Source organism: Colwellia sp. 20A7, assembly GCF_009832865.1.
Classification (GTDB): Bacteria; Pseudomonadota; Gammaproteobacteria; order Enterobacterales; family Alteromonadaceae; genus Colwellia.
Genome location: NZ_CP047130.1, coordinates 3,028,096 through 3,042,961 on the forward strand (window position 1 = coordinate 3,028,096; position 14,866 = coordinate 3,042,961).

Here is a 14,866-nt window from a genome sequence, read left to right on the forward strand (position 1 = left end):
ACTCACCCTAAAAATTTATAGCCTTGTAAGGTATCTGACGTAATGTGCCTAAAGAAAGGCTTTGCTTATTACTTTACTGAATTAACGTAAATTTAATTACCGCTTACTTTGATGATAATTTATAAATTTCCGTACCAGATAAAAGGAATGCACCAATAGCAAAAACTTGTGTGTCTTCACTTGAAACACTGTCAGGTGCATAACCAATTTTTTGCACCCATCCAAGCTTACCACTGGGCTGAACAGCATCAACCAAACCAGCCCAAGCTTTTGATATTACTGGTAGATATTTTTGTTTATCTAAAATACCTTGATTAATACCTGATGCGTAAGCAAAAGTAATTAACGCTGTGCCGCTAGACTCTTTAAAAGGTTTAGATTCAGGCGCTAAAACAGAAGGTCTCCATAAGCCATCGTCTTGTTGACTACCGGCTAAACGCGCCATCATTCTTTTAAACGTGTCTTCATATTTTGGTCTGTCGACATGATCTGCTGGCAAACTCTCTAATATTCTTGCAAGCCCCGCGGCTACCCAACCAACACCTCTAGCCCAAATGACTTTTTCTCCGTTAGCTTCGCGTTTGTCAAAGAAGCGTGAGTCACGGAAAAATAAATCGTCTTTGTCATCCCACAAATAATTAGCAGTCGCCCAAAACTCTTTGTTGGCAAATTCAAGGTATCTTTTATCACCAGTCACTTCTGATAAATGTATCCATACAGGTGGTCCCATGAAAAATGAGTCAGCCCAACACCAACGACTTTTACACGGTGCTAAAGGAAAACTACGACCGGCAAATTCTTCAGCCATGTGACTTTCTTTATGAGCAAAGTTTTGTGTAACTTTCTCAAAATCAAGATCAACCGTGGCAGGGTTTTGCATAATCAACTCAAAGATAACCTTTAAAGGCACTAACATCTCTGGGTCTTTGTATTTTTCATATAAATCTAAATACAGCTGACCAATAGCGTAATCGTCAGCATTATAAACACGCGGAGCAAATAGGTACTTATTCTTCTTTGCTATGTCGTGTTGTAGTTGAATATATTTTTTTTCACCCTGCGTTTCAGCTAATGATGACCAACGCGACATACCAACATGAAATGCCGCATACACCCAGCCTTGAGGATGACTATCAGCATCGGTTGAACTCATGTATGCGTCATTTTCATACCCTTCAAATAAGTTGGTTTCCTTATTGAAGCGAGTAAGTTGCCAATCAATCACTTTTTTCATGGCTTGATAAACCGCAGGTTTCGAAAATTCAGCTGAAATATTTTCTACTTGCGAATTTTCGGTCGCTGTTTGGTTGATATTGCTAGACTGACAACTAAATAGCATTAAGGTGCAGGATAAAAAAATAATTTTCTTTAAATACATAAAATTCTCTTTTTTATAAAGTAATTGTAAAAAAACAGGTGAAAAATAAATTTCCACCTGCTTTTTTACACTAAATGTTTACTCTTAAAATGAAGCGCGTACACCTACAGAATATCGAACACCAGTATCAGTAATACTTTCAGTACGGTTTTTATATTTTGCATATTTATATGGGTCTTCATCTAATAAATTAGTTACATCTGCAAATATAGAGACTGTTTCTGTAACGTCATAACTAGCTGAGGCATCAACTTGTCCGTAGTCATCAATTAATTCTGGATCTCCCCATGAACAACTTGTACATGTGGTATAACCTTCACGCCAATTGTAAGCTACTCGAGCTTGAAAAGCGCCATTCTCATAAAAACCAATAACATTATATGAGCTATCTGATAAGCCTGTCATACTTACTCTTGAATCACTACCAGCACTTGATGCGGCAGTAGTATCAATCATAGTGTAATTCAGTTGAATACCAAAACCACTTTCAAAGTTGTGCAACATGGCTAACTCAATACCACTGACTTCTGCAGACTCTACGTTTCTTGGTGCTGTACGTTGGAAAGTAAGGTTAACCTCTTGAATTGAATCGTATCTCTCTTCATCAACCGTTTCGGTGACAATCCAGTCACTTAAATCTTTAGAGAAGTAAGTTGCACCAATATAGCTTTCTGGTGCGTAATACCATTCTATAGCGACATCAATATTATCTGAAATATAAGGTTTTAAATCAGGGTTTTGACCTGTCGCTTTAAGATCCCAATCAACTTGCCCTGCAACGGCACTATCAGTACCAACCGCAGAAATAGTTTCACCTAAAATTAATTGCGACAGACTAGGTCTAGTTAATGTTTTTGAATAAGCAAAACGAGTAACAATATCTTCTGTTATGTCGTACTTAACATTCAAACTAGGTAATAATTGTGAATAACTGCCTTTCCCTACAGAAATTTGTCCTGATTCACTTTCTTTAGCGTAAGCGCCTTGACCGGGTAATAATCTCATACCAATAAACACTTCATTTGCACTATATGATGTAGTATCAGTCGTTACATAACGTAAACCAACATTACCTGACCAGTTCTCGCCTTCTAAACTTGCTTGAACATAAGCGCTTAATGTTTCTTCGTTTACTTCCCATGATTTAGCCGGAAGATGAACAGGTGTATAAGGTCCATATTCACCCGTATATTTAGCAAAACCAGCTTCAATATTCGCTAATTTTGCAGCTGATGCAGCATCGGCTGCGGCTTGTGCTTCAGCTTCATTAGCGTATGTTGGATCACCGTTGGCAAAATTATTCATAATTTGATCGCCAACATGAGAAGCGCTTTGTCGTGCTTCATCACTCACTAAATAATCGAATACGTCATCTGGATCAAATGATACCCAGTTATCAATAAACCCACCGGTATTGTGGTCTGATAAAAATCCACCAGATGGTGCAACATCATAAAAAATATCAGATGGTACATTAGCTACATAACCACCATAAAAACCAACAACGACATCAGTCCAAGGTGTTTCGCCACGATCATAACTTTTCGTACGATCTGAGTAATGTATGCCTGAACTAATTGAAGTAAGCACTCCAGTGTCTTCTAATTCCCATTGGGTATCAATTCTTAGCTCTGTAACATCATCATCAGTCGCTTCTGACACTTGATAAACATTACCTGTATGATAATTATTTAAATCACCTATATAACCTTCTGAATCATCTTCCCAGTTAAATGAATTACCGGTATCTTCCCACTGTGCAGATTCTAAAGTACCTACAGAAAGGTTTATATAAGGGTTATTTGGCGAACGACTATCCGCTTTTGATGTATGTAAATCAACTTCAACGTTAAATGTATCTGACACATCCCAATCAAAGTTTAAGCCAAACATCGTTGTATCACTATCTCGGTCAAGGCCTTTGTAGTTAATACCATTCCATTGACCTGTTGGTAACTTGTTACCATCTTCCCATAATTGATGTACACCTGGAGCAACATAAGGTTTAACTGAACGATCAAACTCGACTACAGAACCATTATCATCAACTACCGCATTAAATTGTGGATCAGAATACCAACGACCAATTTCATAACTTTCTTTTTGTGCGCTATATGCTGAATATAAAACATCCGCAGTGATGCGTAAGTCATCACTCGCTTGCCATTGACCGACTAATGTTGCACCAAGACGTTCTCGATCGGCTAATTCATATTTTTGAAATGATGTTTGTGGACGCCAATATTGCTCTTCGGTTGCAGCAGTCCCTTCATCACCTAATAAAACATTACTCGGTCTAAATCGAAGAGAGCCCGCTTGATCCATACGGCTATCACGTTGTTGGTAAGCAAAAGATGCTAAAATACCAAAATCACTATCAAAATTTTGACTAATTAACCCTGAAACATAAGGATTACTGCTATCAGCTAGCGTATCTTGTACAACCTTAGCTGAAGCTGCACCTTTAAAACCATCAAAGTCGAATGGTCGAGCTGTATGTACATTTACTGTACCGCCTAAGCCACCTTCTACAACATCAGCTTTCATTGTTTTATAAACATCAGCACCGCTCACTAATTCAGCAGCAATTAAATCAAACGAAAAGCCACGTGCATTATTATCGGTTGGCATTGTTCGGCCATTGAATAATACGTTATTAAATTGTGGGCCAAAACCACGAATAGAAATTTTTTGTCCTTCACCAGATTCACCACGGTCAATTGTAACACCCGTTATACGTTGTAATGATTCAGCAACGTTTTGATCTGGAAATTTACCAATATCTTCAGCAGAAATACCATCAACTACACTGTCAGCAGAACGTTTATCAAATAATGAACGTACCAAACTGCCGCGTATACCTGTAACTTGAATAGTTTCAATTTCTTTAACTTGTTTTTCTGCAGTTTCTTCAGCTGTAGCTGAGAAACTAGATACTGCGGTTATAATTGCCGCAGATAAAATACTCTTATTTAAATTCATGACTTTATCCCTTCGTTATTTATAAAAGTAATGTTTTTAGCTATTGGTTCATTTTAAACTCTTGTAACCTAATATATCTATAAACCTACCCGTTTCAGTTCAAACTATTTATATTTATGTTGTTAGTTGTCTGACAACAGATAACATCTCATTACGTTAACGAGATGTCAAGTCAATAAAATGAAATTGATATGTAAAAGGTGAGTGAAAAAACACTATAAATAAATTAATCATTGTTTTTAAAGTAAAAAAATAATTAAAATTTATATCTATTTTAATTCCCTGACACCTAACACATTAAAAACAGGTGTTCATTATTATAATTCAACATGAAAATCAAAGACTTATTTTAAGGCTCATTCAAATTTTGATTTTAATTTTGGACGTTACAAACTTATTTATTTTAGGTGTTAATAAATATATCTAATAAAAGAGTAACTGCGGTATCTTGGTTATAAAGAGAGGCTATAACAATACTAACTATAATAAATAGTACTATGTTAGTAGCTCTAAGTAGTTTAGCTACGTTAGCTAAACTACAATACTTTCAAGCTATTTTATTGTTTAGTTAAAGAGTAATGGCTTAAATACTGCTGCCACTCCTGTTCCGTTGTTATCTGCTCGGCCTTTGTCCAGCCGAAACCAGAAAAATAGTTGAGCTGACCAAGTTCATCTGTATGAGAAATTATCCAGATGTGACTTTGGTCTTGCACTTCAGATACAACATGCTTAATGCTCTCAACGTTTTCTGGTGAAACAACAACACCAGTACCTAAAGCATAACCGTCAATGCTCTCCCATGCAGCGACCCAACCTAGCTTTTTATTTTCACTTACCTTCGCTTTTTCATCATGCGTTGTTACACCAATAGCTACCTTAAGATCTTTCGCTGGTAAGCCATTAATAAAGAAACTAGAAGTAACTTCAAATAATTGAGAGCCTAGTGTTAAGCTAATTCTCTTAACTTCAGTCACATTACCGATTGGCGCTTGATAGGCATAATCTAGTTCAAAAATAACTGTGTCAGAATTATTCTCAATGATACGCCATGCATTGTATGTAGTTGCTGGATAAGGTTTGTCATTTATCCACAACGCTGCACTACCTACACCTCTTGATGTCCCAGTATGATAAGGATCATGACCTTCCCCCCAATCTGTGTGATAACTCACTTTATTTAAAAAATTGTCATACCATTTATCTATAATTGAATAATCAACACGCTTGAGCCAAGCGTCTACTCCGCTAGAAGCATTATTTGCCGTTGCAGGTGAAGATGGACCATAAACACGAAAGGCCACTAAGTCATTTTCCCAAGTAAAATCATCTTCTCTTTCTGGTACATATTTAGCGTAAGCTTTTATTTTTTGCTTACTTAATTCAACTGTATTCTTCTTTTTTTCTTGTTGAAGAAGTTCTTCTTGTGATTGCTGAGCACAACTAGCAGTAAGGAGTACAACAACATTTAACACGAGCATTTTAGATAAAAATTTCATTTATATTACCTTTTCTATATTAAAACTCTTGGTATAAAATATCATACTCATAATCAATATAGTGACACATTATTTATCATGAGCTAGGGTAACAGCGTAACAATATAAAATATGTCCCTTTATCACTTGTATGATAACATGAGGACTGATATCTTAGCGATATATAACATTTAATACAATATGGAGTTTAAATAATGAGTAATCCTGATCTATCATTATTTTCGTTAGAAGGTAAAACTGCCCTTGTTACAGGTGCAAGCAGAGGCCTTGGACAAGCAATTGCTATAGGGCTAGCTAAAGCTGGAGCTACCGTTATTTGTAGTAGTTCTAAAAACAACGGTACCTTAGCAACAGAAAAAATAATAAACGACAATGGAGGGAAAGCATATTCCATAAGTGCCGACCTATCTGACCAAGACGCTATTCACTCAATGGTTGAAGAAGCATTTTCTCTTACCGGTACAATCGATATATTGGTAAATAATGGCGGCACTATTTCCCGATATCCTGCAGATAAGTACCCGTTAAATGAATGGCAAAAAGTTATTGATGTTAATTTAAGCGCTGTTTTCTTACTGAGCCAATTAGTTGGTATAAAGATGCTAGAAAAACAACAAGGAAAAATTATTAACATCGCTTCTATGTTGTCTTTTACTGGCGGCATAACAGTGCCAGCCTATACGGCGAGTAAGCATGGTGTTGTAGGCATAACTAAAGCATTAGCAAATGAATGGGCGAGTAAAAACATTCAAGTGAATGCAATAGCACCGGGATATTTCCGTACAGACAATACCCAAGCACTCCAGGACAATCCTGAACGCAATACAGATATAGAAAAAAGAATTCCTGCAGGAAAATGGGGAGAACCAGAGCAATTAGTTGGTGCGGTTACTTTCCTAGCAAGCTCAGCTAGTGACTATGTAAATGGCCATATATTAGCCGTAGATGGTGGTTGGTTGGCACGCTAACGCTATCATTCCCTTTAACTTTTTCAAATAGAGAATATTATGACTTTAGAATATGAAACCCGTTACGCTGTTGGGCATAATGAAGCAAAAAGCTTTGATACAGAACAATTACGTGAAGCTTTTTTATTACCCGATCTTTTCCAAGAAGATAAAATAAAATTAGTATATACCCACTACGATCGTTTCATTGTTGGTGGTATTGTACCAACAAACAACGCTTTAAATTTAGATAGTATAGATCCATTAAAAGCTAGTTACTTTTTAGAGCGTCGTGAGTTGGGTGTAATCAATATCGGCGCTACTGGTTCAGTAACTGTTGACGGCGATGAATATATATTAGAGCGTAACGAAGCTTTATATGTAGGCTCTGGAAATAAATCCGTTATTTTTACGAGTACAGATAATAAGGCACCAGCAAAATTTTATATAAATTCAGCACCCGCACACGCTGCATACCCAACTAAAAAAGTTACTCATAAAAACGCTAATGTTTTAGAATTAGGTTCGCCAGCAACGTCGAACGAGCGTTCTATTTACCAGCTTATTATTAATGGCGTAGTAGAAACTTGTCAGTTACAAATGGGGATGACTTGTTTAAAACCAGGTAGTGTATGGAACACTATGCCAGCACATCAACATGATCGTAGAATGGAAGCTTACCTTTATTTTGATTTACCTAAAGATCAAGCGGTAAGTCATTTTATGGGCGAGCCTAAAGAAACTCGTCATATTTGGACATGTAATGAACAAGCCGTTGTATCACCTGCCTGGTCAATACACAGTGGTGCTGGTACCTCTAATTACTCATTTATTTGGGGAATGGCGGGTGAAAACTTAGATTATGATGATATGGATAAATACGGCCCGACTGAATTAAAGTAGTATTAAGCATAAAGCGCTTTTCTGAAGGAAAATGTACGGGAAGCGCTCACATATTTTAAGTCAATATCCTAAAAAACGGCTTGGTTCAACTTTCAATAACGGTTTAACAACGTCAATTTAGCCGTAATTAAAGGTGATCTAAGTTATCTACTTATGATTTAGCAGCTAACTCTTCTTTGTATTTTTTAACTATTTGTATATGACGACTACGACTATTATTTAAATGCTCATAAATAGCCGCCCTTGCAGAAACTTGGTCCTTTGCATCAATCGCTGAAGCAATATTTTTATGTTCTTTTTGAATAATAGCTAAATACTCTTGAGAGTCTAGCGACTTTTCATTCTCAGTAATTATCTCTCTTGATGGAATGACACCTTCACCAATATACTTAATAAACCTTGAAAAATAAGGGTTACCTGAAGCATCAGCAATCGCTAAATGAAAAGCAATATCTTCTTTAAGCGCATCATTGCCACTATCAATTTGTTTATCAAAAGCATCTAAAGCTGACCAAATATTTTTCATATGTTTTGCTGTTCTTTTTTTAGCTGCCATAGTTGCCATTTCTAATTCTACAGCCATTCTTAATTCTAAAATTTGTACAGCATCTTCTATTGAACTAAATTCATCTGAATCAATTTTAAAAGATTTTTTTACCGTGTTATTGGCAACAAACATGCCAACACCTTGTTTACTAATGATTAAACCTTCAGCTCTAAGTGCAGCTACAGCTTCACGAACAACACTTCGGCTAACACCCGCTTTTTCTTCTATATCACGCGCAGCAGGAAGTTTAGTACCTGGTTGTAAATTACCACCAACAATTTGGTTTCTAAGTGACTCAACAAGGTCGTTAGTAAGACTACGAGAGCCTTGTAACTGTTCAATATTAAAGTTGTCTGCTGTCAAAATTCTATCCATAGTGAAAAAGGTTATCAGATAACAATACTACTATAAATCAATACTTATTTTAACTAAAATTTTAGCTCAATTTAGCAAACTGTGTTTTTAATTTATTGCTATAAATTACGAATTTTCAGTGCCACAATTCCAACATACTTCAAATGACGATGCGTTTTGTTCTGAACATTTTTGGCAAACCCAATCTTCACCTTCATTACTGCTTTGCAATTCATTTATTATTTCTGTAGCGCGTTCAAAATCCTTGTTATTTGTAACCCAGACTTCCGGCCAAGCATCGAAAGCCGATATTTCACCTAAAGCGCCTTGAGAAAATTCATTTTTTATAAAGGTACTTATACCTTCAGCCGAAATAAGGTTTTTAACATTAGTAACAAAAAAAATACTTTCGTTGGAATAGACAATTTTCATATTTGAGTACTCATAATTAAATAGCGACTACAATAATACCAATCGGACTAATTAATTGATCACTTAGCGAGAATTAAAAGGCTTAGAGGCACAAGTTATACGTTCCAAACATAACTTAAGTACCGACATCCATGTCGGCAAGGCATTGATTGAAGATAATGGTTATTCTCGGTAACTGCTCCTGCGTTACCCTAATACCCCACATCCATGTGGGAACCTTGTCAAAATCAATAACGCGGCATATAAGCCTTATAAACTCGCCCTTCGGGAGCTCATTAGCAAACTGATAACCGCACAAAATGAATGAAATATAGAATGACTATAATTAACTCATTGTGTTTGTTCTAAGCTCGCTAATGTAGCTCTAAGTTGCTCAATTTAATAATCCGTTTGGTATCATACCTCAATGATCAGACTAAAGATCATTGAGGCATTATCAATTGTAACGATTTTTAAACCTGTTATCACAATGACAAGCGGCCTAAATGCCGTTTCACTCATACTTTATTTTAGCCGCCAAATTGAAAGCGTAAGCCTGCATTAACAGTAAACCCATCATTTTTTGACCAAATATCTGTCGTCCATCGTCCACTAGCGGCTTGTTCTGGTAACAATAAAGATTCTTCTTTAGTTTGTCGTACGTTTAACAAGTTTTCCGCATTAACAAATAAGCTTATTTTTCCTATGGTTATCTGACCTAATAACCCTAAGTGCCAATAAGGATCACTTTGCTGACGATAGGGGTTATTCTCAAGACGTTGAGTACCCGTATAATAAGCTTCAAATCCAAGTAAATGGCTGCCATGCTCTTCCCACATCACCACAAGGCCAGCAGAATGTGTAGGTGTAAGTGCTAAAGGTATTCGGCCAGTGCCGATATCATTTTCTTTCGTTGCATCAGTATATAAATAACTCCCTGTGAACTTAATATTTCGCCAGCGATAACGGAGCAATAATTCAGCACCATTAATTTTACTTTTACCTTCAGCGTTAACAATGCGAACTTGTTTACCGAACGCTTTATCAATATCATTTATATTTTCTAACTCAGTAACATTTTCAATCTCTGACGTAAATAAGGTCATGCTCGTTTCTACACTACCTAAGGCATAGCTAACATCTATTGAAGCGGTTGACGCTTGTTCTTCAGTAATATTTTCTAGGGGCGCAAGGTGTGATAAACCGGCTTCATCAATGTCTTCAATAAATGGGCTTGGCGCAAAAAAACCTTGACCATAAGCCCCTCGAACAGTCCAGTTTTCAGGGCTGTACAATAATGAAATACGAGGACTTACTTGTGTGCCATATTCGCTATGCCAATCAGTACGAGCACTAAGTGACATTGAAACATCATCACTTGCTTCATAATCTAGTTGCGAAAACAATCCTGGTACTTGATATGAATAATTAAATTCTGAAAATGTATCGGAGTCGAATTTTTCAGATTGTAACGCTACACCTACTAACCACGCTGTTTTGTCAGAGTATCCTGACAAGCTTGACTCTATTAAATAGCTTTGGTGATTATCATCTTCAAGAACAGCGCCAAATTCATGTTCGTGATCTTGGTTCATGCCAGAGCCACGTACATTAATGTTCATCACGTCACCTACAGGTTTGTCGTAGATAAAACCAAGATCTGTTCTTAATGTCGATTGTGTTTGGGCGAATGTACTACCGTCGGGTAATGTGGCATTACCTAAAGTGCCGCCTTCCCTCTCTTCCTTCATTGCACCCATTGTAAGGTAAAGGTTGGCACCATCGTCACCTTGCCAATAGAGTCGAGGACGTACACTGCCTCTTTCGTAGCCAGCCATGTCAATCCAGCCATCGTCGTCTAAATCTTGCTTTTCTTGATGATGAACGCCAGCAGTAACTGAGCCGCTTAAATCATCTGTTAACGGTGATGCGAAATACGAAGTCACATCTTGACCGTTTTTAGACGTAGCATTAATTAACACTTCACCTTCATAAGCATCTGCTGGTGTTCGTGAAATAAGATTAATAACCCCACCTAGTGCAGAGCCTCCATATAAAGAAGAAGCCGAGCCTTTAATGATTTCTACATTAGCCAGATCTGTTGGTGGAATTTGTAATAAGCCAATGGAAGCTGTTTGACCTCCGTATAAAGGCAAGCCATCACTTAACAATTGTGTATAACGCCCATATAATCCTTGAAGTCTAATATTGGCACTGCCTAGCGTAGGTGAAGTAGTTTGCACCCTAACACCACCAGTTTCAGCTACTAACATAGAAATATTACCTGGGCGCATGAGTGCTTTTTCTTGTATTTCTTCGCCGTTAATAATTTCTGTTCTGGTTGCAGATTCGGTGACAATACGACCTAAGCGAGAAGCGCTTACTTGTATTTTTTCAATATTATTATCACTATGTTCATGGTGCTCATGATCATCATGCTTTTCTTGATGGCCTTGCTTTTCTTGATAACTATGTTCGTGTTCAGTTGAGTTTTTATTTGAACTCTCATTTGCAAAGACAAACGCTGGTACTAACAGTATTGCTACTGCCATTGTTAAATTTTTTTTAAACATTTTTACCTCAGGTATAACGTGGTAATACTTCAGCGCAATAGTTCCGTAGAACCAAGTGCTGATAAATTTGTGACGTTCTAAGTCGTAGACAATTTAGCCTACTAAAAGTGTTATGAGATAAAAATAGGAGGACGATACAGCAGCGTTACAATAGATTTAGGCTGCTCAAAGTTTGAAATGTAAAATGTTTCATTGACAGTAATGGTTCTATTTAAGCCGACATTGGTAGAGAAATAGGTACTAGAGGAACAGACATGAGCCATACAAATACAATCCATATCGCAACATTCAATACTGCAACAGTCTTCAGCGCTATCCGTATCTATAATGCTTGAATCATTGTTTTCTAACTTATGATTCTTAATAAGAGAATGAGATTCTACAGAGGTTTCACAAGCCATTGAGGTATTAAAAGCTAGTACTTGCCCAATAAAGGCAACAAGCATGACGACAAAAAATAATACTCTTGAAACTGCTTTAAACATCTTAACCTCAAATTAAAGTACGGTGAGTAGTTTAAACTTTTATTATTAAGATGTGAAGAATTAAACATAATTTCAGTCATATAGCATTATGTCTTATATGGGTAATTTTAGCTCTGAATAGGTAAGATAATTAACACACTAAGACCACCTTGTGTTCGGTTTTTAAACACTAACCGGCCATTATGCGCTTCAATAATTTCACGACAAAGCGCTAACCCCAACCCAGTTCCTGAATGTTTGGTGGAATAAAAAGGTAATAAGGCATTTTGAATAACTTCTGCCGACATACCACTACCATTGTCATTAATACTAATTTCGACAACATCACTAGACTCTTGAAAAGACAGCGTAACATTGCCAGCTTCATCAGCTTCATGGGCATTTTTAAGAATATTTATTAATACTTGTTCAAACTGTGCAATGTCCACATTCATCATAGCATTTGGTAATGGTGTGATAAGTGAAAATGGGTAAAGTATTTGTAGTTGTTCAATTAATACAGCCCAATTAATGGCTTGTTTATTAGGAAGTTTAACTTTTGTCAGTGTCGCATACCCCTTAATGAAGTCATTAAGGTGGTTAACTCTACCGCTAATGGTATTAAATACTCGGTTTAGTCTGGGTTCATTTAAGTTTTGAGCCAATAATTCGCCGCTATGACACATAGAGCTAATAGGCGCGATAGAGTTGTTTAGTTCATGACTAATAACACTAATAACTTTCTTCCAAGTAGCCACTTCTTGTTTTGATAACTCTTGGGTGATGGTTTTAAGTAAGAATAATTGATGTTGCGCTTGATGGATAGTCACGCTTGAATTAGTCACATGCCAGGCCTGTTGGGAGCCTTGTTTATCGGTTAAAGTGAAAATAGATTCACCTTGATGCTTTAACGCATGTTGAAACTCGGGTGCTAACGACTCAACTAAGGTTGTCCATTGTCGTCCTACAATTGAACCATTTAATTCAAACGCTTGCTGCGCACTATTATTGGTAAAAGTGATGGTATCGCGGTGATCAACTAAAATAGTTACCATCGGCGAAGCATTCAACACTTTGTCTAACATCATTTCACGTTGGTAAAGACGCTGTCGTTCATCTCGTAGTTTATTACTGGTTTGATTAAACGCTTCAATCACAGTGTTGTAATTTGCTTGTTTTTGCTGATTTAAACTCACCGAGAAATCATTGTCACGTAAACGTTGTAAACCATGAGTTAAGCTTTGCAAAATGATTTGCTGGCGCTTATATTGTTTTGTTAATAAATGAAATGTCGCTAATAATACAAGCACTAACAGCAAACTAATATACATAGGATGCTGTGCAACAAAGTAGTACACCATCACTATTAATGTTGTGTGTAACGCACCTAATAGAATAATTAATCGCATTTAATGCTCTTCTGTTTGACTAAGTTGATGCTTTTCAATGCGTCGATAGAGCGCTTGTCGGCTTAATCCCAATTCATTCGCCGCTCTTGCAATCACCCATTCATGTTTGTCTAACACGGCTTGCAAGTTTACTTTATCAGCACTTGCGTCTAGCGCTATACTTTCTGCTTTATTGATTGATAAAGAACAATCGACCTTGGCTGAATTTGCTCCAAGCATAAAGTGCTCAGGTAATAACATTTCATCGGCACACAACACCATAGCCCGTTGACAATGATTTTCTAATTCTCGCACATTACCCGGCCAAGGTTGTTGTTTAAGCAGCGATGCAGCTTGCTCGCTCAATTGATGAGAGCCTGAAATAAAATGACGTGCTAAAGGGATAATGTCATCTTGTCGCTGCGCAAGCGGCGGTAAATTAAGTTCAACAACGTTAAGACGATAATATAAATCTTCACGAAAGGTATTATCTTCAATTGCTTGCGGTAAATGACTGTTGGTAGCACTAATAACCCGTACATCTACCGTAATTGTTTCGCTAGAGCCAACACGTTCAAACTGTCCAGTTTGTAATACCCGTAATAACTTCATTTGCCCCGCTAACGACAAATTACCAATTTCATCTAAAAATAATGTACCGCCATTCGCTGCTTCAAATCGCCCTTTTCGCATAGCCGTTGCGCCTGTGTAGGCACCTTTTTCAGCGCCAAATAGCTCTGCCTCCATTAGTTCACTGGCCAGTGCGCCCATATTCACTTTAGTAAAAGGATTAGTATGTCGCGGCGAATTTTGGTGAATATAATCAGCAATACGTTCTTTACCACTACCATTTGCACCTGTGATTAAAACACTAATATCACTATTAGCGACTTTATTTGCCATCGCAACAAGCTGTTTCATCGGCTGGCTTTCTACAATAAAATTGGATGATGTATTTTCTGTGGTGTTATTGTTTTTTTGAGCTGACTTTTCGTTACTATTATTCGCTGGTTCTATAATATTTTCCGCAATAATATCGAGTAGTTTTATATCATTCCACGGTTTAGGTAAATAATCTGCTGCGCCGGCTTTAACTAATTCAACCGCAATTTCAAGCTGTCCCCAAGCAGTAATAATAATAATAGGTGTAGTCGGCACAATTTCTTGAAGTTGATAAAATAGGCATCTGCCCTCTTCTCCTGATGTTGTTCCTTGACTAAAATTCATATCTTGAATAATAAGATCAATACGCTGATTGTTAGCTGCAAATAACGCCTCTTTAATCGTGCTAGCCGTAATTACTTGATAATTATGCAAACTCAGTAATAAATCTAATGCATCTAAAATATCAGGATTATCGTCGACGACTAATATTCGCTTCATTGTGTAAAACCTTGGTTGTTTATGTTTTTTTATTTACAGT

11 protein-coding genes are annotated in these 14,866 nt (G+C 36.9%); 2 read left to right on the forward strand and 9 right to left on the reverse strand.

Annotated features, from left to right (window positions below; translation table 11 throughout):
- Positions 1-103: 103 nt before the first annotated feature.
- The 3 genes from GQS55_RS13080 to GQS55_RS13090 form a co-directional block, all read right to left on the reverse strand.
- Positions 104-1,378 (reverse strand): glycoside hydrolase family 88/105 protein, encoded by a 1,275-nt coding sequence (locus GQS55_RS13080; protein ID WP_159820937.1) that lies wholly within the window; start codon positions 1,376-1,378, stop codon positions 104-106.
- 84 nt (positions 1,379-1,462) lie between these two features.
- Complete coding sequence (locus GQS55_RS13085) at positions 1,463-4,360, reverse strand: TonB-dependent receptor (RefSeq protein ID WP_159820938.1); 2,898 nt, start codon at positions 4,358-4,360, stop codon at positions 1,463-1,465.
- A gap of 557 nt (positions 4,361-4,917) precedes the next feature.
- Entirely contained in the window at positions 4,918-5,856 is a 939-nt protein-coding gene (locus GQS55_RS13090) for a DUF4861 family protein (RefSeq protein WP_159820939.1), read from the reverse strand.
- A gap of 194 nt (positions 5,857-6,050) precedes the next feature.
- Between GQS55_RS13090 and kduD the strand changes: the two genes are divergently transcribed.
- Together kduD and kduI are read left to right on the forward strand one after the other, a co-directional pair.
- Positions 6,051-6,824 (forward strand): 2-dehydro-3-deoxy-D-gluconate 5-dehydrogenase KduD, encoded by a 774-nt coding sequence (gene kduD, locus GQS55_RS13095; protein WP_159820940.1) that lies wholly within the window; start codon positions 6,051-6,053, stop codon positions 6,822-6,824.
- 39 nt (positions 6,825-6,863) lie between these two features.
- Positions 6,864-7,706, forward strand: a complete 843-nt coding sequence (gene kduI / locus GQS55_RS13100) for a 5-dehydro-4-deoxy-D-glucuronate isomerase (RefSeq protein ID WP_159820941.1) — start codon at positions 6,864-6,866, stop codon at positions 7,704-7,706.
- A 151-nt stretch (positions 7,707-7,857) separates the two neighbouring features.
- Here the strand turns inward: kduI and GQS55_RS13105 are convergent, their stop codons facing one another.
- The 6 genes from GQS55_RS13105 to GQS55_RS13130 all read right to left on the reverse strand — a co-directional run bounded on the left by GQS55_RS13105 (position 7,858) and on the right by GQS55_RS13130 (position 14,826).
- Positions 7,858-8,616, reverse strand: a complete 759-nt coding sequence (locus GQS55_RS13105; protein WP_159820942.1) for a FadR/GntR family transcriptional regulator — start codon at positions 8,614-8,616, stop codon at positions 7,858-7,860.
- A 117-nt stretch (positions 8,617-8,733) separates the two neighbouring features.
- Entirely contained in the window at positions 8,734-9,039 is a 306-nt protein-coding gene (locus tag GQS55_RS13110; protein ID WP_159820943.1) for a putative signal transducing protein, read from the reverse strand.
- Positions 9,040-9,548: 509 nt separating this feature from the next.
- Positions 9,549-11,591 (reverse strand): TonB-dependent receptor plug domain-containing protein, encoded by a 2,043-nt coding sequence (locus GQS55_RS13115; RefSeq protein ID WP_159820944.1) that lies wholly within the window; start codon positions 11,589-11,591, stop codon positions 9,549-9,551.
- Positions 11,592-11,701: 110 nt separating this feature from the next.
- Positions 11,702-12,076 (reverse strand): hypothetical protein, encoded by a 375-nt coding sequence (locus GQS55_RS13120; RefSeq protein WP_159820945.1) that lies wholly within the window; start codon positions 12,074-12,076, stop codon positions 11,702-11,704.
- Positions 12,077-12,183: 107 nt separating this feature from the next.
- Entirely contained in the window at positions 12,184-13,464 is a 1,281-nt protein-coding gene (locus GQS55_RS13125) for a sensor histidine kinase (RefSeq protein WP_159820946.1), read from the reverse strand.
- Positions 13,465-14,826: a sigma-54-dependent transcriptional regulator gene (locus GQS55_RS13130; protein ID WP_159820947.1), complete on the reverse strand. Its 1,362-nt coding sequence runs from the start codon at positions 14,824-14,826 to the stop codon at positions 13,465-13,467.
- Between the last annotated feature and the right edge of the window lie 40 nt (positions 14,827-14,866).

What these genes read in the sequence shown, in the direction of transcription:
- GQS55_RS13080 (WP_159820937.1), bottom strand. Translation starts at nt 1,378, where the DNA reads ATGTATTTAAAGAAAATTATTTTTTTATCCTGCACCTTAATGCTATTT.
- GQS55_RS13085 (WP_159820938.1), bottom strand. Translation starts at nt 4,360, where the DNA reads ATGAATTTAAATAAGAGTATTTTATCTGCGGCAATTATAACCGCAGTA.
- GQS55_RS13090 (WP_159820939.1), bottom strand. Translation starts at nt 5,856, where the DNA reads ATGAAATTTTTATCTAAAATGCTCGTGTTAAATGTTGTTGTACTCCTT.
- kduD (WP_159820940.1), top strand. Translation starts at nt 6,051, where the DNA reads ATGAGTAATCCTGATCTATCATTATTTTCGTTAGAAGGTAAAACTGCC.
- kduI (WP_159820941.1), top strand. Translation starts at nt 6,864, where the DNA reads ATGACTTTAGAATATGAAACCCGTTACGCTGTTGGGCATAATGAAGCA.
- GQS55_RS13110 (WP_159820943.1), bottom strand. Translation starts at nt 9,039, where the DNA reads ATGAAAATTGTCTATTCCAACGAAAGTATTTTTTTTGTTACTAATGTT.
- GQS55_RS13115 (WP_159820944.1), bottom strand. Translation starts at nt 11,591, where the DNA reads ATGTTTAAAAAAAATTTAACAATGGCAGTAGCAATACTGTTAGTACCA.
- GQS55_RS13120 (WP_159820945.1), bottom strand. Translation starts at nt 12,076, where the DNA reads ATGTTTAAAGCAGTTTCAAGAGTATTATTTTTTGTCGTCATGCTTGTT.
- GQS55_RS13125 (WP_159820946.1), bottom strand. Translation starts at nt 13,464, where the DNA reads ATGCGATTAATTATTCTATTAGGTGCGTTACACACAACATTAATAGTG.
- GQS55_RS13130 (WP_159820947.1), bottom strand. Translation starts at nt 14,826, where the DNA reads ATGAAGCGAATATTAGTCGTCGACGATAATCCTGATATTTTAGATGCA.